The sequence below is a fragment of the Salinibacterium sp. ZJ70 genome, from assembly GCF_011751865.2.
Lineage (GTDB): Bacteria > Actinomycetota > Actinomycetes > Actinomycetales > Microbacteriaceae > Homoserinibacter.
Genome location: NZ_CP061770.1, coordinates 53196 through 76360, shown reverse-complemented (window position 1 = coordinate 76360; position 23165 = coordinate 53196). Strand labels below are relative to the sequence as shown.

The window sequence follows — 23165 nt, the reverse complement described above, 5'->3', positions numbered from 1 at the left end:
GGCGCTCCCCCACCGGGAGCCCGCGGGCTTCGTCGTTTTCTGTGCACGAGACTGCCCACCTCCCCCGGGCCTCTGCTAATTTTTCGGCATGCCGAAAAATGTGCGCCACAGGGTCGTCGCGCTGCTCACCGGGGTCGTGCTCGCGACCTCGCTCTCGGCCTGCGCGCCCTCCGACGCCGCACCGGAGGACGACCGCCCCCTCGTGCTCGCGACCTTCACGGTCATCGCCGACATGGCCCGCAACGTCGCGGGCGACCATGTGCGCGTCGAGTCGATCACGAAGGTCGGCGCCGAGATCCACGGCTACTCGCCGACCCCCGGCGACATCCGCCGCGCGTCCGGTGCCCAGCTCATCCTCGACAACGGACTCGGGCTCGGGGCATGGTTCGCGCAGTTCACCGATCGGATCGACGCCCCGCACGTGACCGTCACCGAGGGCATCGAGCCGATCGACATCGCCTCGGACGCCTACGCTGGTGCCCCCAACCCGCACGCCTGGATGAGCCCCGTCGCCGCGGAGACCTACGTCGCCAACATCGCCGCGGCCCTCACCGAGCTCGTGCCCGAGCATGCGGGCGACTTCGCCGCCAACAGCGCGCGCTACACAGCCGAACTGCGCACCCTGCACGACGAGCTCGTGAGCGCCCTGGATGGCCTCCCCGCGAATCAGCGCGCGCTCGTCACGTGCGAGGGGGCCTTCTCCTACCTCGCCCGCGACGCCGGGCTCGAGGAGCTGTACCTGTGGCCCGTGAACGCCGAGTCACAGGCCACCCCGCAGCGCGTCGCCCGGGTCATCGACGCGGTCGACGAGCACGACGTGCGCGCAGTGTTCTGCGAATCGACGGTGTCGGACCGCGCCATGCGCCAGGTCGTCGAGGCGACGGATGCGGAGTTCGGCGGGGTCCTGTACGTCGACTCGCTCTCGGAGCCGGACGGCCCCGTCCCCACCTACCTCGACCTCATCCGACACGACGTCTCGCTCATCGCGGGCGCCCTGGCGACGAGCCGCTCATGAGCACCCCCGCCATCCGCATCGAGGATGTGCACGTGAGCTACGGCGAGGTCGTCGCTCTCGACGGCGCGACGCTCGACGTTCCGTGGGGCCAGGTGACGGGCCTTGTGGGCATGAACGGCTCCGGCAAGTCGACGCTGTTCCGCACCGTGCTCGGCCAGCTTGCGCCGCTGCACGGCTCGGTGCAGGTCGACGGCGGCACACCCCGGGCGGCGCGTGCGAGCGGCATGGTCGCGTATGTGGCGCAGGATGCCGGGGTCGACCACGACTTCCCGGTGTCGGTCGCGGAGGTCGTCATGATGGGCCGGTACGCCCACCTCGGCATCACCCGGAGGCCGCGCGCCGCCGACCGCGAGGCCGTGCGCGTCGCCCTCGACCGGGTGCAGCTCACGGAGCTCGCCGACCGTCCCATCGGGGCGCTCTCCGGGGGGCAGCGCCAGCGCGCCTTCCTCGCGCGGGCGATCGCGCAGGAGGCGCGCATCCTGCTGCTCGACGAGCCGTTCACCGGCGTCGACAAGCGCTCCGAGGCGCTCATCACCGCGGTCGTGCGTGAGCTCGCCTCCGACGGCGCCGCCGTGCTCGTCTCGACGCACGATCTGCACATGCTCCCCGAGCTCGCCGACGAGGTGGCCCTGCTGCTGCGGCGCATCCTGTTCACGGGCCCCACCGCCGAGGCTCTCCGCCCGGAGCGTCTCTCGCGCGCATTCGGATTGGAGGAGGCGCCGTGAATCCTCTCGACCTCCTGCTCGATCCGCTGCAGTACGACTTCGTGCTCCGTGCGCTCGGTGCCGCGACGGTCGCCGCCGCGGTGTGCGCGCTGCTGTCGTGCTGGCTCGTGCTCATCGGCTGGTCGCTCATGGGCGACGCGGTCTCGCACGCCGTGCTGCCGGGGGTCGTGGTGGCCTCGATCGTGGGGCTGCCGTTCGCCGTCGGGGCGCTCATCGCCGGTTTCGTGGCGGTCGGGGCGATCGGCGTCATCCGCGACCGCAGTCGCGTGAAAGAGGACGCGGCGATGGGCATCGTCTTCACGACGATGTTCGCCAGCGGCCTCGTGCTCATCTCCGTGATCCCCAGCCAGACCGATCTGCAGCACATCATCTTCGGCGATGTGCTGGGTGTCTCGAATGCGGACCTGCTGCAGATCGGGCTGCTCTCGGCCGCGGTCGCCGTGACCGTCATCGTGAAGCGCCGCGACCTGACCCTCTATGCGTTCGACGCGCAGCACGCCTTCGCGATCGGGCTCTCGCCGGGGCGCCTGCGTGCTCTGCTGCTCGCGGTGCTCGCGGCAACCGCAGTCGTCGCCCTGCAGGTCGCGGGCGTCATCCTCGTGGTCGCGATGCTCGTCATCCCGGGCGCAACCGCGCGCCTGCTCACCGACCGGTTCGGGCGGATGCTCGTGATCGCGCCGATCATCGCGGCCGCCGCGGCGGTCGTGGGCATCTATCTGAGCTTCTGGTGGGACACCGCATCCGGCCCCCTCGTGGTCGTCGTGCAGGGCGCGGTGTTCGCCGTCGTCTGGCTCGTGAGTCCGCTGAGACGCACCGGATCCACGGGTCGGCCGCGCAGACGCGCGGCTATCGTGGGGGCATGACGCGCGCACTGCAGATGACCCGCTCGGATGAGGGCGTGACGGTCGACTTCGTCGATCTCGCGGATGATCAGCTCGGCGAGGGCGACGTGCTCATCGACGTCGCGTACTCGAGCCTCAACTACAAGGACGGCCTCGCCCTGCGCGGCGACCGCGGAGTGGCGCGCATCTCGCCGCTCATCCCCGGCATCGACGTCGTCGGAACCGTGCGGGAGTCCTCCGACCCCCGCTGGAGCGCGGGCGACGAGGTCGTGCTCACCGGCGCCGGCCTCGGCGAGACCCGCAACGGCGGTTACAGTGAGCGCGCCCGGGTGCCCTCCGAGCACCTCGTGCGGGTGCCGGCGAAGCTCGGCATGGCTCGCGCCGCCGCGATCGGCACCGCGGGCTTCACGGCCGCTCAGGCCGTTCTCGCCCTCGAGGCGGCAGGCATCCCCGACGGCGACGTCGTCGTCACGGGCGCCACGGGCGGCGTCGGCTCCGTCGCCGTGATGCTGTTGGCCGAAGCCGGCCGGCGTGTGGTGGCGGCGACCGGCCACCCCGACGACCGCGGCTACCTGCAGCGCCTCGGAGCCGCCGATCTGATCGACCGCGCTGAGCTGCAGCAGACGGGCAAGCCGCTGCAGGCGAGCCGGTGGGCGGGGGCCATCGATGTCGTCGGCGGGACGACGCTCGCGAGCCTCCTCGCCCAGACCCGCTACGGCGGAGCGGTCGCGGCGTGCGGTCTCGTCGAGAGCACCGACCTGCATACGACGGTCCTGCCGTTCATCCTGCGCGGCGTCACGCTCGCGGGCGTCAACTCGGTGGAGGCGCCGCTCGTCACGCGCGAGCGGGTCTGGAAGCGTCTGGAACGCGACCTCGACCTCGGGCTGCTCGACTCGCTCACCGAGACGGTCCCGCTCGAAGAGGTGCAGCTCTGGGCGACCCGCATCCTCACCGGAGACACCCGCGGACGCATCGCTGTGTCCGTAGCGCCCACCATGTGACCGTGGAACACTGAGCCCATGACGCTTCTCGTCGTCGGCACCATCTTCGCGGCCCTCGCGGCCCTGATCCACGTGTGCATCTGGGCTCTCGAGAGCCTGCTGTGGGGGCGGCCGAGCGTGCGACGCACCTTCGGGGTGACGTCGGAAGCCGAAGCCGAGACGCTGCGCTCGATGGCCTACAACCAGGGGTTCTACAACCTGTTCCTCGCCCTCGGCACCTTCGCGGGGCTCGTGCTCGCGTGGTCGGAGCCGCGCATCGCGGGTCTCGTGCTGACGATGTTCACCTGCCTGTGCATGGCGCTTGCGGCGCTTGTTCTGGTGACGGCGAACGGACGGATGGCGCGCGCTGCGCTCGTGCAGGGTGCCGCGCCGCTCATCGCCGTCGTGCTGCTCGGCATCGAGCTCGCGGATCTCGTCTAGAGCGGCGTCGCGTGCGCCGCGGCGCGGGCCGCGGCGGGAAGCGCCTCGCGGATGCGATCGAGGGCGGCCTCATCGTGCGCAGCCGTGAGGAACCACGCCTCGAATACGCTCGGCGGCGCTGAGACGCCCTGATCCAGCAGCGCATGGAAGAACGGCGGGTACCGCCACGTGTCCTGCGCTTTCGCGTCGGCGTAGTCGCGCACCGGATCCGTGCGGAACGCGATCGAGAACAGGCTGCCTGCACGCGAGATCACATGGTCCACGCCCTCCGCGGCGAGCGCGTCCGCAACGGCTGACGCCACGGCGTCGGCCGCGGCGTCGACGTGGGCGTAGACCGCCGCATCGGCCAGCCGCAGCGTCGTGAGGCCCGCGGTCACGGCGAGCGGGTTCCCGCTGAGAGTGCCTGCCTGATAGACGGGCCCGAGCGGCGCGAGCTGATCCATGACCGCGGAGCGCCCTCCGAGCGCGGCGAGCGGCATCCCGCCACCGATGACCTTGCCGAACGTGAACAGGTCGGGAGCCCAGCCCTCGACGTCGCCCTCGAGACCCCACCATCCGGAGGCCGAGACACGGAAGCCGGTGAGCACCTCATCGAGGATGAGCAGCGCCCCGTCGGCCTCGGTGAGCTCGCGAAGCGCCCGGTTGAACCCCGGCTGGGGCGCGAGCACCCCCGCGTTGGCACCCGCCGCCTCGGTGATGACCGCGGCGATGCGCCCCGGGTGCGCGAGGAACGCTGTGCGCACGGCATCGATGTCGTTGTACGGCAGCACGAGCGTCTGCGCGGCGATCGGTGCGGGCACGCCAGCCGAACCAGGCAGTCCCTGCGTCGCGACGCCGGAGCCGGCTTCCGCCAGCAGGCCATCGGAGTGGCCGTGGTAGTGCCCCGCGAACGTGATCACGAGGTCGCGCCCCGTCACTCCGCGCGCGAGACGGATGGCGGTCATCGTGGCCTCGGTGCCGGTCGACACGAGGCGCAGCTTCTCGACGCCGCTTGCCGTGCCGAGGCGGGTGCGCACGAGTTCCGCGAGCTCCGTCTCGGCGGGCGTCGATGCCCCGAACGAGAGCCCCCGCGCCGCCGCCTCCTGCACCGCGGACACGACCTCCGGATGCGCGTGGCCGAGAAGCGCCGGACCCCACGAGGCGACGAGGTCGACGTAGTCGCGGCCGTCGACATCCGTCACGTACGCGCCCTGCGCCGAGACGAGGAAGCGCGGCGTGCCGCCCACCGAGCCGAACGCGCGCACGGGGGAGTTGACGCCCCCGGGGAACACCGCGCGGGCGCGGTCGTAGGCGAGATCGTTGCCGTCGGTCACCGGGACCACCTCTCGGCCACGTCGAGCGCGGCATAGGTGAGCACTGCGTCTGCGCCCGCCCGGACGATCGAGACGAGCGCCTCATCGACGGCGCGATCGCGGTCGATCCAGCCGTTGCGGGCGGCGGCCTCGATCATCGCGTACTCGCCGCTCACCTGGTACGCCCACACGGGCACCGGCGAGACGGCGGCGACATCCGCGAGCACGTCGAGGAAGCTCATCGCGGGCTTCACCATCACGATGTCGGCACCCTCGGCGATGTCGAGATCGGCCTCGCGCACACCCTCGCGGCGGTTGGCCGAGTCGAGCTGGTACGTGCGGCGGTCGCCCGTGAGCGAGGACTGCACCGCGTCGCGGAACGGACCGTAGAAAGCGGACGCGTACTTGGCCGCGTAGGCGAGGATCGGCACATCCGTGCGCCCGGCGCTGTCGAGGGCGTCGCGCACGGCCGCCGTCTGGCCGTCCATCATCCCCGAGAGCCCGAGGAGCTGGGAGCCTGCCTCCGCCTGCGCGAGTGCCATGTCGCGGTAGCGCTCGAGCGTCGCGTCGTTGTCGACGCGCCCCGCGGTGTCGAGCACGCCGCAGTGCCCATGGTCGGTGAACTCGTCGAGGCACAGGTCGGTCTGCACGACGAGCGCATCGCCCACCTCGGAAGCTGCCACCCGGGTCGCCACATTGAGAATGCCGTCCGGGTCGGTCGCCCCCGAACCGATCGCGTCCTTCGACTCGGGCACGCCGAACAGCATCACTCCCCCGATGCCCGCGGACGCGGCACGGTGCAGCTCCGCGCGGAACGAGTCGAGCGAGTGCTGCACGACACCCGGCATCGACGTGATCGGGCGAGCCTCATCCGCCCCCTCGGCGATGAACATCGGCAGCACGAGCTGCGCCGGAGCCATGCGCGTCTCCGCCGCGAGCCGCCTCCACGCCGCGCTCTGGCGCAGGCGTCGGGGGCGGATCAGCGGCTGGATCACTCCGACTCCGCGTACTCCGCGAGTCCCTCGAGCAGCGACTCGACGCTCCGCTCCTCGGCGATCACGTGCACGGGCAGACCCGCGGCACGCGTGTCGAATGCCGTGCGCGGACCGATGCACGCCATCACCGTCTCCTCCGGGAGCGGTGCGAGCTGCTCGGCCACCTGCCGTGCGACCGATCCGGAGGTCACGAGGATCGCCCGAATGCGGCCGGAGGCGGCATCCGCCTTCACCTTGTCGGTGACGGGAACGCCCACGGTGCGGTAGGCGTTCACCGACTCCACCTGGAAGCCCAGCTTGTGCAGGCCAGCGATGAGCGTCGGCTCGGCGAGATCAGACTGCGGCACGAGCACGCGGCCGCCGGTCTCGCCCGCGACGGGCCATTCCTTCACGAGCCCGCGCGCCGAGTTGTCGGCGCTCGGCACGAAGTCCACGCGATAGCCGGAGAGCTGCAGCGCCGCGGCGGTCGTCTCGCCGACAGCCGCGATGCGCGTCGAGTCCGGAACGGCGACCCGCTGGCTCACGAGCACATCCACGGTGGTCGCACTCGTCACCACGAGCCAGGCGTACTGGCCGTCGGCGAGCTCGTGCAGGGTGTTGGCGAGCGCCACCGGGTCCTCGGTGCTCGCGAAGTTGAGGAGCGGTGCGATCACCGGGATGCCCCCGTGCGCGCGCACCGTCGCCGCGACACCATCGCCCCACTTGCCGCCGCGCGGCACGAGGATGCGCCAGCCGGTCAGCGTCTTGGTGGCCTTCGCGTCGGTCACGCCTGCCCCCTGCCGAGGGGCGCGAGATCGGCGGCGCCCGCCGCGAAGAGCTCATCAGCCACGCGCTGCGCGAGCTCGCCGGCCGGATCGCGGCTGTCCTCCGGGTATGCGGCGTGCGACGAGGTGAGCGACGCGGAACCGTCGAGCGCGTAGATGCGCGCCGAGACGAACAGGAGCCCGTCGTCGAGCATCGCCGTCACGCCCAGGGGCGCTGCGCACCCGGCGTCGAGACGCGCGAGCACAGCGCGCTCGGTCTCGGCTGTGAGGCGCGTGGTGCGGTGGTCGAGCTTCGCGACGCGCTTCTCGTCGCCGCGTCGGGTCTCGACCGCGAGCGCACCCTGCCCGGGTGCGGTGGGCCAGGGGGTCAGATCGAAACGCTCCGCGATGGCATCGGTGCGCCCCAGACGCTCGAGCCCGGCCGCGGCGAGCACGACGGCGTCGAGCCGACGCTCCTCGTCCTCCGCGTCGAGCCGCGCGAGTCGCGTGTCGACGTTGCCGCGGATGTCGACGACGTCGAGATCCGGGCGACGCGACAGCAGCTGCGCACGCCGACGAGGCGAGCCGGTTCCCACGCGGGCACCCTCGGGCAGCTCTTCCAGGCGCAGGCCGCCCGCAGAGCACAGGGCATCGCGGGCATCGGCGCGCTTCGGCACGGCCGCGACGACGAGCCCGTCGAGAGGCGCCGTCGGAAGGTCCTTGAACGAGTGGACGACCGCGTCGACCTCGCCGGCGAGAAGCGCCTCGCGGAGCGCGGCCGCGAAGACACCCGTCCCGCCCAGCTGCGCGAGCGACTCGCTCGTGCGGTCGCCGTCCGACTCGATCGGCACGAGCTCGCCGCCGAGCTTCTCGGCGATGATCCCCGCCTGCGCCATCGCCAGCGCGCTCGCTCGCGTTCCGATTCTCAGAGCACTCATGGCGCCACCCCCGCGACAGCCGGCTTGAACCCGGCCCGAACATTCTCACAGCATCCCGGACGGCACACATCGAACCAGGGTCCGAGTTCCGTGCACGCGGGGCGGTCCGCCTTCGGCGTGCCGTTCACGCGCTCGAGCACGAGATCCGCGAGCCCGGCGACGTAGACCGGATGCGCCCCCGGCGTGGGCGTGCGGATGACGGCGAGACCCGCCTCCTCGCACGACTCCATCGCCTCGGTGTCGAGATCCCAGAGCACCTCCATGTGGTCGCTCACGAACCCGAGGGGAACGACCACGACAGCCTTCGCCCCCTGTGCGGGCAGCTCGGCGATCGCATCGTTGATGTCGGGCTCGAGCCATGGCTGCGTCGGCGGACCCGATCGCGACTGGTAGACGAGCTGCCACGCCGCTCCGGAGCCGACCTCGCGCATGACGACCTCGGCCACCGCCCGGTGCTGCGCGGCATAGGCGCCTCCGTCGCCGAAGTCCATCGTGCGCGGACCCGAGCGCTGGGCGTCGGCGGTGGGGATGGAGTGCGTCGAGAAGAGCACGTGGATCTCGTCGATCGCGAACCCGCGGGCCATGAAGTCCGCGATCGCCTCGCGCACGCCCTCCGTGAACGGAGTGACGAACCCGGGGTGGTCGAAGAACTGGCGCACCTTGTCGACCTTCAGCTCGCCCATGAGCCCGGTCTGCTCGAGCGCGAGCGCGAAGTCCTCCCGGTACTGACGGCAGCTGGAGAAGCTCGAGTAGGCGCTCGTCGCGAGCCCGAGCACGGTGCGGAAGCCGCGGTCGTGGGCCTCCTGCAGGGCCTCGCTGAGATACGGGTCCCAGTTCCGGTTGCCCCAGATCACCGGAAGGTCGATGCCGCGGCTCGCGAGCTCCGCCTCGAGAGCCGCCCTCAGCTCGCGGTTGTGCTGGTTGATGGGGCTCACCCCGCCGAAGTGCCGGTAGTGGTGCGCCACCTCTTCGAGGCGCTCGTCCGGGATGCCGCGTCCGCGCGTCACATTGCGGAGGAACGGGATGACGTCGTCCTGGCCCTCCGGACCCCCGAATCCGGCGAGGACGACCGCGTCGTACGCGACAGGAACCTCGACGTGGCAGTGCCCGGATGCGGCCGCGTCACTCGCCGCGAGCACGACGCCCGGCACCTCGCCGTCGGCGATCGTCACGAAAGCACCTCCGCCACCTCGGGGATCGCGAGGCGGCGCCCGGTGAAGAACGGCACCTCCTCGCGCACGTGGCGGCGGGCCTCCGTCTGCCGCAGGTGCCGCATGAGGTCGACGAGATCGATCACCTCATCCGCTTCGAGCGCCAGCAGCCACTCGTAGTCGCCGAGTGCGAAGCTCGCGACCGTGTTGGCCTGCACGCTCGGATACTCGGACCCCTTGCGCCCATGATCGGCGAGCATCGCGCGGCGCTCGTCATCGGGCAGCAGGTACCAGTCGTAGCTGCGCACGAAGGGGTAGACGGTGACCCATTTCTTCGGCGGGAGTCCGCGCATGAAGCTGGGGGAGTGCGAGCGGCTGAACTCGGCCTCGCGATGCACACCCAGCGCGTTCCAGGTGGGCTCGAGTGCCGCGATCGCGGGCACCCGGCGGATCGCCCGCAGAGCAGTCTGCAGCTCCTCGGCACTCGTCCCGGTGAGCCAGACCATGAGGTCGGCGTCGGCGCGCAGCCCCGACACGTCGTAGAAGCCGCGCACCACGACGCCGTCATGCTCCACGCCTGCGACAGCCTCAGCGAGCCCCGTCACGTCGGCAGCGCGCGACTCCCCGACAGGGCGGCGCCAGACAGCCCAGAGGGTGAACCCGAGGGAATCGGTGTGGTCGGAATCGGACACGGAGGAGGGCTCGCTCGTCACGTGCCTATCCTCCCCCCGGTCGGGTGGGTCGCGAAATCGTCAGTCGTCGTCGCCGCCGAAGATCGCCCAGGCGACGAGGCCCACGGCGATGACGCCCACGGCGGCCGCCCCGACGATCCACGGAACCGGGTTGCGCTCGTAGGCGACCTTGGCCTTCTCGACGAGCTCCGTCGTGCGGGCGGGGATGTCGAACTTGTCCTCGAGGGCTTCGAGGGTGTCGGCGACCTGGCGGCGAGCAGACTCTGCGGCTGCCTTCGCGCTTGCGGTGGTGTCGTTCATCACATTCCTCGCTTTCCGCGCCCGGTGACGGCGCTGACGTCCTTGCGGATCGATTCGATGGATTCGGTGGGGACAGGCGGCAGTCCCTGGTCGAGCTTGCGCTTGCCGAGAAGCGCGAGCACGATCGCGACGATGAGCAGGACTCCCGCGACGATGAGCGCAGCGGCCCACGCGGGGAGCACATAGCTGAGTCCGATGATGGCGAGACTCAGCAGCACGCCGACGAACAGCACCGCGACGATCGCCGCGCCGACGAGCAGACCCGCGCCCGTGCCGATCGCCTTGACCTTCTCGATGACCTCCGCCTTGACGAGGTCGATCTCGCGCTGCACGAGCTCGCGGACCTGATCAGGCAGGCTCCCGAGCAGCTCGAAGAGCGAGCGCTTCGGGCGAGCGGCCCCGGGGGTCGGCCGAGTGGTCTGATCGGTCATCTCAGGAACCCGACGACGAGCTCGGCTTCTGCGAGGTCGTGCTCGACGAGGAGGACGGCTTGCCGGCCGTGGAGCTCTTCGTGCTCGAGGACGAGCTCTTCGAGGTGCTCTTCGTGCTGTTGCGACCGGTGACCTGCGCGGCGACCTTCTTCGCTCCATCGGAGACGAATTCGACGACGTCGGGCGCCTTGTCCTTCACGAAGTCCTGCACCTCGTCGACGCGCCGCTGCACGCCTGGCTGGTTCCAGAAGTTCAGCGCGGTGGACTTCATCTGCTCGTAGCGCTGACGACCGGCGCGTGTGCCGAGCACGTATCCGACGCCGAGTCCAGCGACGAAGAGGATCTTGCCTTTCATGGGGTGCTCCATTCTCCGCGGATGACGCGGTGTGCCATGTGGGGCCACGCCCAGACTATCCGTCGACTACCCGTCAGGGTCGGCGGGGACCGGGGGGTTTCGTCGGCCGACCTCACGTGCTAGCGCGACGACGGCGGCGAGACCCGTCCCGGATTCAGCCTCCCCTACGCAATGCATTCCGTCAATGGCATGTGACGAGTCCATCCGGCGGCCCGCGCGCTCCCACGCGACGATCGCGCTGTCCACGGGGGCGGGGATGGGCTGTCCCAGCAGCACCTCGGCGTCGGCTCGCGCGCGCTCGGGAGTCACCTCGATGCCGGCGTCATACGAGAGCCGCAGCACCTGAAGGGGAGTGCTCTCGGCGAGCCAGGGCCACTTCGCCGTGACATGCGTGAGTGCGCGAGCGGCGACATCCGTGACGCCTGCCCCCACCAGCACCCCTGTGCCGCGCGGGGCGGAGGCGAGCTGGGGTGCGTCGAGCGCGAGAGTGGCGATCTGCACGCGCGTGCGCGGCACACCCGTGCCCCCCGCCGCGGCGAGGAGCACCTCGCCCTCGATGCGCTCGCCCGTCGCGGTGGTGACGCCTTCCGCGTCGAGCTCGACGACCTCCGTACGCGTGCGCACGTCCACCCCGAAGCGGTGCATCTCGGATTCGAGCGCGTCCGCGAGGCGGAAGAGTCCGCCGCGCAGCGTCGCCACGAGTGTGCCACCGGGGGCGTCGCCGCGTAGCCGGCGCACGGCATGCGCCAGGCTTCCGGCGGCGACGAGCGAGGCAGCGAGGCGCGGGTGCGCGCGGTCGATAGGCAGCTCGTCGGGAGTGAGCGAGTGCACCCCCCGCACCACGGGTGCGACGAGCTCATCGTGAACCGCACGCCCCATCCGGCGTCGCACGAGGTCGCCGAGCGAGGTCGCCTTCCCGCCCACGAACGACGGAAGGAGCGCATCCATCTGAGCACGGAGCGCGCCGCCCATTCCGATGGCGGCGATCACGTCCGCCGCCAGGGGAACCGCCGGGATGCCCAGCAGGCTCGTGGCGGGCAGAGGAACCGCTCCACGGTGCGCACGATGCACCCAGGCAGAGTCGCCCGACGGGCGCACGACATCGTCGGCGAGGCCGAGCGAGGTGAGCAGCTCGGGGATCGCCGTGCCCCGAGTCGAGAACGCCTCGGCCCCCGCGTCGAGTTCTATGCCCGCAACGGAATGCTTCGCGACCTGGCCGCCCAGCCGATCCGACTTCTCGAGCAGGACCACCTCGCGACCCGCCAGCACGAGCTCGCGCGCGACGACGAGACCGGCGATCCCTCCGCCGACCACGATCACCGGGCGCGTCGCCTCAGCCGCGGGCATGCACGAGCTCCACGATGCGGGTCAGCACATCAGGATCGGTCTCCGGCGGCACGCCGTGGCCGAGGTTCACGACATGCGCAGGTGCCTCGCGTCCACGATCGAGCACATCCTCCACGTGAGCGTGCAGCGTGCGCCACGGCGCGAAGAGCAGGGCGGGGTCGATGTTGCCCTGGAGCGGCACACGCCCGCCGAGCCGTTCGTTGGCGACGTCCAGGGGGAGCCGCCAGTCGACGCCCACCGCATCGGCGCCGATGCCCGGCAGCAGGTGCAGCACCTCGCCCGAGCCGACGCCGAAGTGGATGCGCGGCACATCGAGGCCGCGGAGCGCATCGAACGCGCGCTTCGAGTGCGGGGCGACACGACGCTGATAGTCGCGCACCGAGAGCGAGCCCACCCAGGAGTCGAAGAGCTGCGCGGCGCTCGCCCCGGCCTCCACCTGAGCGCGCATGAACGCCCCCGTCACGTCGGCGCACCAGTTGAGCAGCGACGCCCATGCATGCGGATCGGCGTACATCATGGAGCGAGCTCGCAGCTGGTCCTTCGACGGGCCACCCTCCACGAGGTAGGAGGCGAGCGTGAAGGGCGCACCTCCGAAGGCGATGAGCGGAGTCTCGCCGAGCTCGGCGACGACGAGGCGCACCGCCTCGCGGATCGGCTCGAGGGCTTCCGGATCGAGCGGGCGCAGTCGCAGCACATCCGATGCCGATCGGATCGGATCCTCGAGCACCGGGCCGCGGCCGGGCGCGATCTTCACGTCGACGCCGGCGAGGAGCACGGGGATGACGATGTCGCTGAACAGGATCGCCGCGTCCACGCCGTGACGCCGCACCGGCTGCAGGGTGATCTCAGCCGCGAGCTCCGGGGTGAGGCACGCGTCGAGCATGTCGACACCGGCGCGCGACTCCCGGTACTCGGGCAGCGAACGCCCAGCCTGGCGCATGAACCAGACGGGGGTGCGCGCGGGACGGTCGCCGCGCAGCGCACGGATCACGGGGGCCGAGCTGGTGCGCCCGTCGGTCAGGGGATGTTCTCTGGAGAGCACTCAGCCATCTTGTCACCCGCGCCCGTACCATGACCCGGTGCTCTTCTGTCTGACGGCGAGCCACAGCAACGTCGACTTCGATCTTCTGGAGCGGGTGTCACACACATCCGCGGATGCGACGGCGCGCCACCTCGCATCTCTCGACTTCGTCCGCGGCGCGGTCGTGCTCTCGACATGCAACCGCTTCGAGGCCTACCTCGATCTCGATGAGCCGCTCCCCGCGCCCAGCGTGCTCGCCGGCGAGGCGATCGTCTCGGCGCTCGTGTCGGCCGCCGACGACGGCCCAGGTGCGACCGCCACAGCGACGATCGACGCCGACCGTCTGCGCCGTACCGCTGCCGCACACACGGGGGAGGGCGCGGTGCGCCACCTGTTCACGGTCACCGCGGGGCTCGAGTCGATGGTGGTCGGAGAAGAGGAGATCGCCGGTCAGGTGCTCCGAGCGGCGCAGCATGCACGTCGCGTCGGAACCATGAGCCCCGCCCTCGACCGACTGTTCCAACGCGCGGCCCGCACCTCACGATCGGTGCGCGCGGTGAGCGACGTCAGCCGCGCCGACCGCAGCCTCGCACGGTTCGCCCTCGACATGGCGTCGAGCCGCATCTCCGACTGGTCGACCGCGCGCGTGCTGATCGTGGGCACCGGGCGCTATGCCGCCACGACGATCGCGTCACTGCGGGCGCGGGGTGCGGGCGAGATCCGCGTCCACTCGGCCACGGGTCGTGCCGAGATGTTCGCCGCGAAGTACGGTCTGCGCGCCGAGCCGGAGCTCCGCCGCGCCATCGCGGACGCGGACGTCGTCATCACCTGCACCTCGCGCTACACCGTCGCGGCCGAGGATGTCGCGCCCACGGGCCGTCTGCTCATCATCGACCTGGGCCTGCCGCGCAACGTCGATCCCGACGTCGCCGCGGTGCCGGATGTGGAGCTGCTGGATCTCGAGCTGCTCGCCCTGCACGCGCCGGTCCCCGCTCTCGCCGATGCGGCACACGCGATCATCGGGGGAGCGGCCTCCGAGTTCGCCGCTGATGCTGCCGCGGCGCCCGCGATCGTCGCCCTGCGCACCCACCTCGACGAGGTGCTCTCATCTGAGCTCGCGCGGGTGCGCAGTCGCGACGACGACGGCCGCATCGAGGCCGCCCTGCGCCACTTCGCCGGGGTGCTCGCGCATGGGCCGTCCGAGCGTGCCCGGAGTCTCACCTCCGAGGGTCGCGGCGAGGAGTTCGCGGCGGGCCTCGCGGCGGTCTTCGGGATCGACGTGCCGACCGCCGCATCCGCCGCATCCGTCGCAGACGACGACGTCGCGTCAGCCTGAGGTCGAGGTGCTCACCCCAGGCTGACGCGACGGGCTCCGTCTCGCCCGCCCCTGCGGCAGACGAGACGGAGGCTCATCACCGGATGCGGCGCATCCGGATCCGCGAAGCCGCGACTCCGCCGAGGCCGAGCAGGCCGAGCAGCGCTGCCGCAGTGAGCACGGGGCTCACCTCGGCACCGGTGAGGGCGAGGGTCGCCAGCTCACCGCACTGCTGACCACCGGTGACGGTGACCTGCCATCTGGTCGCCCCCTCGAGCCCGTCGCGCGGCGACTTCGGGCTCACGGTCACGACGTGAACACCGGGAGAGAGACGCACGGTCGCGCTCGTGGCGGGCACTCCGTCGACGACGTACTCGACATCCTCGAAGAACGAGACCCCTTCGACGAGACCGAGCGTCAGGATCGCCCGCCCGTCAGCCGTGCACTGCTCGCTGAGCTGCGCGTTGGTGGGGAAGACACCGAGGGTGTCCAGATCCTCCGGGGGAGTGTCGTCGCAGTGGGGCGTGGCCGGCGGGTAGCTGAGCGCGACCACGAGCTCCGGGTTCACCTGGATGGTCGCGCTCGTCACGCTGCGCGTCCAGCCGAAGAACGCGGGGTTGCTGGTCGGCTGCCAGACGCCGTCGACCTGCACCCATCCGGGCCAGCCGGTGGGCTCGCCCGTCACCGGGTCGACGCTCGCTCCAGGCCACAGCACCTTGCCGGTGAGGGTGCCCGACTCGGGGATCGTGCCGAGGTCGAGCGTCACCGTCTCGCCGCCGGCGCCGCTGAGCATGAGCTTCGCCTCACGGCTCGTGGCGTCGCCGTAGGGGTCAGCGAGCACGACCGTGTACGTGATCCAGGCCGCGTCATTCACGCACTCGCCCACTGCCGTCGATCCGGCGATGGTCGCGCAGTCGCCCGTCGGAGCCGTGAAAGGGAACGACCACTCCTTCGTCCACAGAGACGTCTTCTTGTCCGTCTTGCCGCCCGGGAAGGTCCATCCCGCCTCAGCGGCTGCGACGATCCTGACCACGGCACCGGGAACGGCGTCGTAGGTGCCGGGCCCGGTGGAGACGCCATCGACCGTCCAGGCGACGTGCTCGACCGCGGGGAGCGTGTAGGTCGCACCGAGCTCGCACGTGGCCTGGGTCTGCGTGGGCGTCACCCCGGTGACCTCGTTGCAGCCCGAGGGCTGAACGACGTAGGTCGGCTTGGGTCCTCGGAAGCCCATGTCGTGCAGGAACTTCTCGTCGAAGGGGTTGTCGGGCGCGTACAGGTACTCCGTCGGGTCGAGCGTCGGGTCGTTCGCCGTGAACGACGCGTAGATGTCACCCTGACCGCACGTCACCGGCGCGGAGAAGGGGTAGTCGCCGGGGGCCGAGATGAGGCCGAGCTTCTGCGTGTTGTCGAGCTTCTGAGGCCACTGGCCGTCACCGAGGTAGCGCCACGCGGCCGCCGTCACGGAGAACGGCGTGCAGAGAGTCGCGCCCGCCGCAGCAGCAGGAACGGTGATGACGCCGCTGTTGGTCGCAGGGTCGTACGTGTAGCTCACCGCCGACGACCGGATGCAGGGCGGGGGAGGCGGCGGTGCGCAGCTGGGGTGCTTCTTCGAGAGCTTCGCGTCGAGCTTGCCCGTGAGCGTCGTCGTGGTCGTGCCGTCGGCGAACGTGTGACCGGTGTCGGCCTTGGCGGTGACCTTGTACCAGCCGGGTCCGGTCGCGCCGGTCAGGGATCCGAAGGTGGCGTACTGGATCGCTCCGAGGGCGGCACTCGCGGGAGTGTCGCACGTCGCAGAGGTGACGACGACCTCAGCGGTGGCAGGCGGGCACGGCGGCACGGTGATGTAGGCACCGAGCTCCTCGTGCGTGTGGTCGTACAGCGGCGGGAAGCCGATGCTGTCGACCGGGTACTGGATGTTCGTGGGGAACGTGAAGGTGCCGGTGTACTGCACCTTGTCCTGCTGCACACCCCAGCCGGGGCCGCACACGAAAGCGGGGAGCGAGGATGCGTCGAGGGTCGAGAACCACGTGTTGGCCTGCTTGCTCGTGCGGCTGTACTCGGCCATGACGAGCGTCTGCAGTCCGGAGTTCTGCCACGAGGCCGGCTTCTTCGGGTCGGTCTTCTCATAGACGTAGAACGCGGCGCCGTAGAGGGTCGGGTTCTGGGAGGCGCACGCCGGGTCGCCGGCCGACGGCTTGCCCGCCAGCTCGCCGGTGGCGCAGGTGGCGGGGGTCTTCGACACGGATGCCGAGACCGGCACCGCGCATCCGGCGGCGACGAATGCGTCGACGCTCACACCCGCGGGCACCGTGTCGAGGTTCCTGCCCTCGAATCCTTCGAACGGCGGGATGATGTCGTTCTCGTGAGAGGCGTGGGCCGAATCGCCACGGCGCGGATCCGCGCCGAGCACGCCGCTCGCGTCGGTGCGAGCGAGTTCGTACATGCCACCGTTGCCGGGTTTCTCGTGGCAGACGCTGACCTTCGGGCCATCACCTCCTCCCGGGTTGCCGCCGGCGATGGCGGGAGCGGACGCGGTCACAGAGAGACCGATGGCGATCAGACAGGCGACAACGGTCGCCACTGCTTTCTTGAACACGGGGGGAGTCCTTGCAGGGGGGACCCGTGCCGCAGGGCACAGGCAGGCGGGCACGCCCCGAAGGCATCGGCGCGGACGCCAGAGGGCAAGCCTTCAGAGTGTGATGTGGGGGGATGAGCGGTGGTTCCGTCGCCTGCCCGGTGGGGATGCTGCGGGTACAGCCCGCGCACGCGATGCCGCTCAAGATAGCGGCCCCCTATTCGGGGGGCAATAGCCCCGCATCGCGACTGTGGATAACCGCAACAGCCGCGCGGGAGCGCCTCCCCCGTGCCTAGTGCACGTACTCCAGCACGTCGACGCCGACCGCGCGCAGCGCATCGAGCACGCGCAGGCGGGACCCGATCGACCGGTCGGCGAACTGCACCGAGACCGCGTACGCGACGCCCCGGCGCGGTCCGCGCAGCACGCCGGCCTCCGAGCGCACGCCCTCGTCGGTGCCGGTCTTGTTCACGAGCTGGAGGCCGTGATCGACCCCGCGATGCGAGAGCGGATCGACCCCGAACGCGCTTGCGACCATCGAGAGGTCGGTGTTGAGCGACAGCCAGCCGAGCACGCGCGACGACGTGAGCGCATCGACCACCTGTCCGCGCGCGAGCGCCGCGAACAGCCAGGAGAGCTCCGCCGTCGAGCCGACGGAGAGCTGCGGTGCGTCATCCGGGCCGCGGGTGTCGCGCACCAGGTCGAGCAGAGCCGTGCGCATGAGGCCGAGGCTCTCGGTGCGTCGGCGCACCGCATCGAGCCCCACCTCGCGCAGCAGCACATTGGTGGCCAGGTTGTCGCTCGTCGCCCCCACGAGGGTGGCGACATCCGCGAGCGGCAGCGACCGCGCATGCAGGTGCCGCCAGATGCCCGAATCTCCCACGGTGTCCCGTGCGGTCTTGTCGAGCACCTCGAGCGCCGGCGCCCCGTGCTCGCTCAGGCGCGCGGACACCTCGATCAGCAGCAGGATCTTGCCGATGGATGCCGTGGGCAGCACGATCCGATCGTCGATCTGCAGGATGCGCTCATCCGAGTCGAGATCGATGACCGACGCCGACACCTGGGCTCCGCCGTACGCGAGCTCGCCGAGAGCCGAGAAGGATCCCGCGAAGTTCGCATCCGAGCGCTCGGCGCGATGACGGGGCACACGTACCTGCTGCACGCGCGCCCGCCGTTCGCGGAGCACAGGGGTTTCTACCAAATGGTGACTCTGTCGTCGGGATCCAGCCAGAGGGCATCCGCCGTCGTGAGCCCGAAAGCCTCGGCGAATACGTCGATGTTACGGACGATCTGGTTGCAGCGGAACTCGTTGGGCGAGTGCGGGTCGATCGAGAGCAGGCGCAGGGCCTCCTCGTCGCGCGCCTTGATCTGCCACGCCTGCGCCCAGCTGAGGAAGAAGCGCTCAGCACCGGTGAGGCCGTCGACGAAAGGAGGCTCCTCGCCGCCGAGCGACAGCAGGTAGGCCTTCCAGGCGATGCTGAGCCCACCGAGGTCGCCGATGTTCTCGCCGATCGTGAGCGCGCCGTTGACGTGGTGGCCGGGAAGCTGCGCAGGCTCGAGCGCGTCGTACTGCGCGATGAGTGCCTTCGTGCGCTCCTCGAACGCCGCGCGATCCGCCTCCGTCCACCAGTCGGTGAGCTTGCCGTCGCCGTCGTAGCGGGAGCCCTGATCGTCGAATCCGTGGCCGATCTCGTGGCCGATGACCGCGCCGATCGCGCCGTAGTTGGCGGCCGGGTCGCGATCCGCGTCGAAGAACGGATACTGCAGGATCGCCGCCGGGAACACGATCTCGTTGAAGCCGGGGTTGTAGTACGCGTTGATCGTCTGCGGCGTCATGAACCACTCGTCGCGGTCGATGGGCTTGCCGATCTTGCCGAGCTCGCGCGCGAACTCGAAGGCGCTCGTGGCGCGCACGTTGCCGACGAGGTCGGTGGGGTCGATGAGGAGCGTGCCGTAGTCGCGCCACTTCACCGGGTAGCCGATCTTGGGCGTGAATTTCGACAGCTTCTCGAGCGCGCGCTGGCGGGTCTCGTCGGTCATCCAGTCGAGCTTCTCGATGGACTGGCGGTACGCCTCCACGAGCCAGCCGACCAGCTCGTCCATTGCGACCTTCGCCTCGGGGCGGAAGTGGCGCTCGACGTACACCTTGCCGACCGCTTCGCCCATGGATCCTTCGACGAGCGAGACGCCGCGCTTCCAGCGGGCGCGCAGCTCGGGCGTTCCCGTGAGCGTCTTGCCGTAGAAGCCGAAGTTGGTCTCGACGACCTCGGCGTGCAGGTACGGGGCGACCGAGCGGATGAGCTGGATGCGCAGCCAGTCGCGCCACGCGGTGAGGTGCTCGTCGGTGAGCAGCTCGCCGAGACCCTGCACGAAGCTCGGCTCGCGCACCACGATGGTCTCGAACGAGCCGGCGGGTGCGTCGAGGCCCTCGAGCCAGGCGTCCAGCGGGGCGTCTCCGGCGAGCTCCGCCGTCTCCGCCCACGTCATGAGGTTGTAGGTGGCCTGGCTGTCGCGGGTGCGCACGTTGTCCCAGTGGTGCGCGGCGAGCGCCGTCTCGAGCTCGAAGATGCGGCGAGCGCGCTTCTGCGCCTTGTCGAATCCGGCGAGGGTCAGCATCCGCTCGAGGTACTCCACATATGCGGTGCGGATCGCCTCGAACTTCTCCTCGCGGTAGTACGACTCGTCGGGGAGGCCGAGGCCGGCCTGCTCGAGGAACACCAGGTAGCGCTCGGGGTCGCCCGGGTCGTTGTCGACGAACGCGCCGAAGAAACCGCCGACGCCGGTTCGCTCGAATGCGCCGAGCGCGTGGGCGAAGGTGCGGATGTCGGTGAGCGAGGCGACGGAGGCGAGGTCGGCGCGGATCGGATCCCAGCCGCGCGCCTCGATCTCGTCCTCATCCATGAAGCTCGCGTAGAGGTCGCCGATCTTGCGCTCCTCTGTGCCGGTCGGGGCCCCCTGCGCCTCCTCGATGATCTCGCGCACCGCCTCTTCGGCGGCTTCGGCGAGCAGGTAGAACGAGCCGTAGCGCGCCTTGTCGGAGGGAATCTCGGTGCGGGCGATCCACTTGCCGTTGACGTGCCGGAACAGGTCGTCCTGCGGCCGCACGGCCGGGTCGAGTTCGTCGAGCGCGATTCCGGACGCGTTGCCGGGGTTGTGAGCGTCGGTCGCGGTGGGAGCGGCATCGGTCATGCCCGCCAGCCTATGACGCCTGCTCGGGTGCGGGCCGGATCGACGCCCACCTAGACTGCCCCGCATGGCAGCGACGAAGGTGCTCATCATCGGCGGCAACGGGATCATCAGCGCGTCGGTCTCCCGGCTCGCGCTCGAGCGCGGGTTCGAGGTGACGCTGCTCAATCGGGGCGTCTCGTCCACGCGCCCGCCCATCGAGGGCGCCGAGTCGATCGTGGGCGACGCGGGCGACGCCGCATCCGTCCGCTCCGCCGTGGGGGACCGCGAGTTCGACATCGTCGCGAACTTCCGCTCGTTCGTTCCCGCGCAGGTGGAGGCGAATGTCGAGCTCTTCGGTGGGCGCACCGGCCAGTACCTCTACATCTCGAGCGCCTCCGCGTACCAGAAGCCCATCGCGCAGCTGCCGATCGTCGAATCGACCCCGCTGCGGAATCCGTTCTGGCAGTACTCGCGCGACAAGATCGCGAGCGAGGATGTGCTCGTGCGCGCCTACCGCGACACCGGCTTCCCGATGACGATCGTGCGCCCCTCGCACACCTACGACGCGAGCCTCATCCCTCTCGAGGGCGGATGGACGACGCTGCAGCGGATGCTCGATGGGCGCCCGATCGTGGTGCACGGCGACGGCACGAGCTGGTGGACGCTCACCCACGCCCGCGACTTCGCGCGCGCTTTCGTGGGGCTCTTCGGCAACCCGCACGCGATCGGCTCGCCCGTGCACATCACGGGCGACGAGTCGCTCACGTGGGACGAGATCGCGCGTCTGCTCGGCCGCGCCCTCGGCGTCGAGCCGGAGATCGTGCACGTGGCCTCGAATGAGATCGCTCGGGCTATCCCCGAGATGGGGCCGGGTCTCCTCGGCGACAAGGCGCACTCGGTGCTCTTCGACAACACGCGCATCAAGACCCTCGTGCCGGGCTGGGTGGCGACGACGCCGTTCGCGGAGGGCGCCCGCGAGATCGCCGAGTGGCACCTCGCGGATGCGTCGCGGCGGGTGGTCGATGCGGAGCTCGACGCCGCCTTCGATCTGCTCGCGGCGCGGGCGTAACCGGCGTCGGCGGTTCGCTCGGCGGCGCCCCTCAACCGCGGACTCAGCTGCGAACGAGGACCATGTGGGGCGAGAAGGGGTGAGCCTCCTCCGGCACGTCACCAGTGCCCTGGGGCAGATAGGCGAGCCACCGATCTTCGGAGTGGGCGCTGCCGATCGCGAAGGGCGTGTTCCCGACCGAGTGGCTCACGCCATACTGCTCCGGGCGGGCACGCTCGCCGCGCACCACGACCACGGTGCTCCCGCCTTTCACCCCGAGGTAGATCGACTCCCCCTCCCAATCGCCCTGATAGCGCAGCGAGTCCGGCACGACGCCGAAATCGGCGATATCGATGTCTCCAGGCGGGATGTCCGTGTCCGCCTGCGGGACATCGAGGAAGCTCGGGGGTGCCGCCGGATCGACCGAGCTCTCGAGAACTCTGTCGAGCGGAGAGCTCGGCGTGCAGCCGCCCAGCGCGAGCGCGGCACCCAGTGCAGACAACGTGAGGATCCCCCGGATGCGCGACATGCGGGAACCCTAACGCGCCGAACCGCCGCCGCAGACACCCCCGTTCGGGTGCGGCTGGTGCAGTCTCCGGCGTCATCGAGGGGGCAGTTTCGACCCTTCCGCACCCCTGGATACGGTCGATTCTGCCCGCTCGGCGTCGGAGCGGCGTCGACCGCAACCTGCAACGCAGGTTACGCGGCGGGGCTCAGCGCGGGGCGGGAGCCGTCGTCGTGCCGACGCGCAGCTCCGAGGTCAGCTGCACGGGCCCGGGCGCCTCTCCTGCGAGCGCGGCACGCAGAGCCCGCGCCGCCGCGCGACCCTTCTCGACGGCGGGCTGCACGAGGGTCGTGAGGGTGTGCTCGGTGATGCCGTCGAGGCGCACGCCGTCGAAGCCGAGCACGCTCAGCTCGCCCGGCACCGAGATCCCGAGCTCCTCGGCGGCGTGGATGACTCCCGCCGCGAGCAGGTCGCTCTGCGCGATGATCGCGGTCGGGCGGTCTCCGGCGGGCGCGTCGAGCAGCGAGAGCCCCGCGATCCGACCCTCCGAGACGGTGCTCCCCGCAGCGGTGACGCCCCCCGCATCCGGGAACACCTCACGGGCTCCGCGGATGCGCTCGGTGGCCGTGTAGGCGGTTCCCGCCGCCTCGCGCGCCTGGTCGAGCGGCCCGCGCGCGTGGCTCACATCCAGCGGCAGCGCGACGATCGCGACCCGCGTGTGACCGAGCTCACGCAGGTGTTCGGCACCGCGGCGCGTGGCATCCGCGTTGTCGAGGTCGACGCGGATGACGTCGGGCATCTCGGGTGCCTCGATCGCGACGAGCGGGATGCGGCGGCGCTGCAGCAGCTCGACCGAGCGTGCGAGGTCGGCGCTGCAGCCGAGCAGGATGGTGCCGTCCATGGGGGCGGCCGCGAGGTTGGCGCGCGAGTCGGGGCGCCACGGCAGAACGAGCAGCCCGTAGCCGTCGTCGCTCAGCTCATCGCCGAGCCCGTCGAGGAGCGCGAGGTTCACGGGGTCGCGGAACGCCTCGGCGAGGGTGTCCTCGGTGACGACGCCGATGACACCCGTGCGCCCCCGGCGCAGCGACCGCGCGGTCGGGTCGGGTCCGGCGTAGTCGAGCTCGGATGCGGCGGCGAGCACGCGCTCGCGGGTCGCGTCGGAGACGGGGCCGGCCCCGCTGAAGACGAGCGAGGCGGTGGACGCGGAGACCCCTGCCCGGGCCGCGACGGCGGCGAGGGTGGGGCGGGCGTTTGCGACCTCGGTCATCGCGGGCTAGCCTACTCGA

The 23165-nt window shown here is 70.9% G+C and carries 23 protein-coding genes; 7 read left to right on the top strand and 16 right to left on the bottom strand.

Features of this window, described 5'->3' with window-relative positions; translation table 11 throughout:
• Positions 1–88 precede the first annotated feature (88 nt).
• The 5 genes from HCR12_RS00395 to HCR12_RS00375 are packed head-to-tail and all read left to right on the top strand — an operon-like array spanning position 89 to position 4003.
• Positions 89–1015 (top strand): metal ABC transporter substrate-binding protein, encoded by a 927-nt coding sequence (locus tag HCR12_RS00395; protein ID WP_166868353.1) that lies wholly within the window; start codon positions 89–91, stop codon positions 1013–1015.
• Positions 1012–1740 carry a metal ABC transporter ATP-binding protein gene (locus HCR12_RS00390; RefSeq protein WP_166868350.1) on the top strand — a complete coding sequence of 243 codons (729 nt, stop codon included), beginning with the start codon at positions 1012–1014 and terminating at the stop codon, positions 1738–1740. Before HCR12_RS00395 ends, HCR12_RS00390 begins: the two co-directional genes overlap by 4 nt.
• A complete protein-coding gene (locus HCR12_RS00385; RefSeq protein ID WP_166868348.1) occupies positions 1737–2603 on the top strand; it encodes a metal ABC transporter permease in 867 nt (288 codons plus the stop codon). Before HCR12_RS00390 ends, HCR12_RS00385 begins: the two co-directional genes overlap by 4 nt.
• A complete protein-coding gene (locus tag HCR12_RS00380) occupies positions 2600–3583 on the top strand; it encodes an MDR family oxidoreductase (RefSeq protein WP_166868345.1) in 984 nt (327 codons plus the stop codon). Before HCR12_RS00385 ends, HCR12_RS00380 begins: the two co-directional genes overlap by 4 nt.
• A gap of 18 nt (positions 3584–3601) precedes the next feature.
• Positions 3602–4003 carry a DUF1304 domain-containing protein gene (locus HCR12_RS00375; RefSeq protein ID WP_166868343.1) on the top strand — a complete coding sequence of 134 codons (402 nt, stop codon included), beginning with the start codon at positions 3602–3604 and terminating at the stop codon, positions 4001–4003.
• On the opposite strand, the gene hemL is transcribed toward HCR12_RS00375, so the two are convergent.
• The 11 genes from hemL to hemE all read right to left on the bottom strand — a co-directional run bounded on the left by hemL (position 4000) and on the right by hemE (position 13289).
• Positions 4000–5316, bottom strand: coding sequence for a glutamate-1-semialdehyde 2,1-aminomutase (gene hemL / locus HCR12_RS00370; protein ID WP_166868340.1), 1317 nt, complete (start codon positions 5314–5316; stop codon positions 4000–4002). The two genes, HCR12_RS00375 and hemL, sit on opposite strands and share 4 nt — an antisense overlap.
• A complete protein-coding gene (hemB, locus tag HCR12_RS00365) occupies positions 5313–6287 on the bottom strand; it encodes a porphobilinogen synthase (protein ID WP_166869003.1) in 975 nt (324 codons plus the stop codon). The genes hemL and hemB overlap by 4 nt, the downstream gene beginning before the upstream one ends.
• Entirely contained in the window at positions 6287–7057 is a 771-nt protein-coding gene (locus tag HCR12_RS00360; RefSeq protein WP_166868339.1) for a uroporphyrinogen-III synthase, read from the bottom strand. The genes hemB and HCR12_RS00360 overlap by 1 nt, the downstream gene beginning before the upstream one ends.
• The gene (hemC, locus tag HCR12_RS00355) at positions 7054–7971 is read right to left on the bottom strand and encodes a hydroxymethylbilane synthase (protein ID WP_166868337.1); all 918 of its coding nucleotides are present in this window, start codon (positions 7969–7971) and stop codon (positions 7054–7056) included. The genes HCR12_RS00360 and hemC overlap by 4 nt, the downstream gene beginning before the upstream one ends.
• Positions 7968–9143 carry a ferrochelatase gene (locus tag HCR12_RS00350; protein WP_370589316.1) on the bottom strand — a complete coding sequence of 392 codons (1176 nt, stop codon included), beginning with the start codon at positions 9141–9143 and terminating at the stop codon, positions 7968–7970. Before HCR12_RS00350 ends, hemC begins: the two co-directional genes overlap by 4 nt.
• Positions 9140–9835, bottom strand: coding sequence for a hydrogen peroxide-dependent heme synthase (hemQ, locus tag HCR12_RS00345; protein ID WP_191412344.1), 696 nt, complete (start codon positions 9833–9835; stop codon positions 9140–9142). The genes HCR12_RS00350 and hemQ overlap by 4 nt, the downstream gene beginning before the upstream one ends.
• Before the next feature lie 39 nt (positions 9836–9874).
• Entirely contained in the window at positions 9875–10114 is a 240-nt protein-coding gene (locus HCR12_RS00340) for a DUF3618 domain-containing protein (protein ID WP_166868334.1), read from the bottom strand.
• Positions 10114–10545, bottom strand: a complete 432-nt coding sequence (locus HCR12_RS00335) for a phage holin family protein (RefSeq protein WP_166868332.1) — start codon at positions 10543–10545, stop codon at positions 10114–10116. The genes HCR12_RS00340 and HCR12_RS00335 overlap by 1 nt, the downstream gene beginning before the upstream one ends.
• Before the next feature lies 1 nt (position 10546).
• Positions 10547–10900: a YtxH domain-containing protein gene (locus HCR12_RS00330; protein WP_166868330.1), complete on the bottom strand. Its 354-nt coding sequence runs from the start codon at positions 10898–10900 to the stop codon at positions 10547–10549.
• A gap of 66 nt (positions 10901–10966) precedes the next feature.
• A complete protein-coding gene (locus HCR12_RS00325; protein ID WP_166868328.1) occupies positions 10967–12247 on the bottom strand; it encodes a protoporphyrinogen/coproporphyrinogen oxidase in 1281 nt (426 codons plus the stop codon).
• Complete coding sequence (gene hemE, locus HCR12_RS00320) at positions 12234–13289, bottom strand: uroporphyrinogen decarboxylase (RefSeq protein ID WP_166868326.1); 1056 nt, start codon at positions 13287–13289, stop codon at positions 12234–12236. Before hemE ends, HCR12_RS00325 begins: the two co-directional genes overlap by 14 nt.
• A gap of 37 nt (positions 13290–13326) precedes the next feature.
• Between hemE and HCR12_RS00315 the strand changes: the two genes are divergently transcribed.
• Positions 13327–14604 carry a glutamyl-tRNA reductase gene (locus HCR12_RS00315; RefSeq protein ID WP_166868324.1) on the top strand — a complete coding sequence of 426 codons (1278 nt, stop codon included), beginning with the start codon at positions 13327–13329 and terminating at the stop codon, positions 14602–14604.
• A 76-nt stretch (positions 14605–14680) separates the two neighbouring features.
• Here HCR12_RS00315 and HCR12_RS00310 read toward each other — a convergent pair whose 3' ends face one another.
• The 3 genes from HCR12_RS00310 to HCR12_RS00300 form a co-directional block, all read right to left on the bottom strand.
• Positions 14681–17179 (bottom strand): hypothetical protein, encoded by a 2499-nt coding sequence (locus HCR12_RS00310; RefSeq protein ID WP_166868323.1) that lies wholly within the window; start codon positions 17177–17179, stop codon positions 14681–14683.
• A 271-nt stretch (positions 17180–17450) separates the two neighbouring features.
• A complete protein-coding gene (locus HCR12_RS00305; RefSeq protein WP_224763546.1) occupies positions 17451–18305 on the bottom strand; it encodes a serine hydrolase in 855 nt (284 codons plus the stop codon).
• Between the two features lie 47 nt (positions 18306–18352).
• Positions 18353–20347 (bottom strand): M13 family metallopeptidase, encoded by a 1995-nt coding sequence (locus tag HCR12_RS00300; RefSeq protein ID WP_166868318.1) that lies wholly within the window; start codon positions 20345–20347, stop codon positions 18353–18355.
• 64 nt (positions 20348–20411) lie between these two features.
• Here HCR12_RS00300 and HCR12_RS00295 point away from each other — a divergent pair, with 64 nt between their 5' ends.
• Positions 20412–21395, top strand: coding sequence for an SDR family oxidoreductase (locus tag HCR12_RS00295; protein WP_166868316.1), 984 nt, complete (start codon positions 20412–20414; stop codon positions 21393–21395).
• A gap of 43 nt (positions 21396–21438) precedes the next feature.
• On the opposite strand, the gene HCR12_RS00290 is transcribed toward HCR12_RS00295, so the two are convergent.
• Both HCR12_RS00290 and HCR12_RS00285 read right to left on the bottom strand, forming a co-directional pair.
• Positions 21439–21903 (bottom strand): hypothetical protein, encoded by a 465-nt coding sequence (locus HCR12_RS00290; RefSeq protein ID WP_166868314.1) that lies wholly within the window; start codon positions 21901–21903, stop codon positions 21439–21441.
• 184 nt (positions 21904–22087) lie between these two features.
• On the bottom strand, positions 22088–23146 hold the full coding sequence (locus HCR12_RS00285; protein WP_166868312.1) for a LacI family DNA-binding transcriptional regulator: 1059 nt from the start codon (positions 23144–23146) through the stop codon (positions 22088–22090).
• Between the last annotated feature and the right edge of the window lie 19 nt (positions 23147–23165).

What these genes read in the sequence shown, in the direction of transcription:
- HCR12_RS00395 (WP_166868353.1), top strand. Translation starts at nt 89, where the DNA reads ATGCCGAAAAATGTGCGCCACAGGGTCGTCGCGCTGCTCACCGGGGTC.
- HCR12_RS00375 (WP_166868343.1), top strand. Translation starts at nt 3,602, where the DNA reads ATGACGCTTCTCGTCGTCGGCACCATCTTCGCGGCCCTCGCGGCCCTG.
- HCR12_RS00300 (WP_166868318.1), bottom strand. Translation starts at nt 20,347, where the DNA reads ATGACCGATGCCGCTCCCACCGCGACCGACGCTCACAACCCCGGCAAC.
- HCR12_RS00285 (WP_166868312.1), bottom strand. Translation starts at nt 23,146, where the DNA reads ATGACCGAGGTCGCAAACGCCCGCCCCACCCTCGCCGCCGTCGCGGCC.
- HCR12_RS00330 (WP_166868330.1), bottom strand. Translation starts at nt 10,900, where the DNA reads ATGAAAGGCAAGATCCTCTTCGTCGCTGGACTCGGCGTCGGATACGTG.
- HCR12_RS00335 (WP_166868332.1), bottom strand. Translation starts at nt 10,545, where the DNA reads ATGACCGATCAGACCACTCGGCCGACCCCCGGGGCCGCTCGCCCGAAG.
- HCR12_RS00290 (WP_166868314.1), bottom strand. Translation starts at nt 21,903, where the DNA reads ATGTCGCGCATCCGGGGGATCCTCACGTTGTCTGCACTGGGTGCCGCG.
- HCR12_RS00380 (WP_166868345.1), top strand. Translation starts at nt 2,600, where the DNA reads ATGACGCGCGCACTGCAGATGACCCGCTCGGATGAGGGCGTGACGGTC.
- HCR12_RS00325 (WP_166868328.1), bottom strand. Translation starts at nt 12,247, where the DNA reads ATGCCCGCGGCTGAGGCGACGCGCCCGGTGATCGTGGTCGGCGGAGGG.
- HCR12_RS00390 (WP_166868350.1), top strand. Translation starts at nt 1,012, where the DNA reads ATGAGCACCCCCGCCATCCGCATCGAGGATGTGCACGTGAGCTACGGC.
- HCR12_RS00295 (WP_166868316.1), top strand. Translation starts at nt 20,412, where the DNA reads ATGGCAGCGACGAAGGTGCTCATCATCGGCGGCAACGGGATCATCAGC.
- hemC (WP_166868337.1), bottom strand. Translation starts at nt 7,971, where the DNA reads ATGAGTGCTCTGAGAATCGGAACGCGAGCGAGCGCGCTGGCGATGGCG.
- HCR12_RS00340 (WP_166868334.1), bottom strand. Translation starts at nt 10,114, where the DNA reads ATGAACGACACCACCGCAAGCGCGAAGGCAGCCGCAGAGTCTGCTCGC.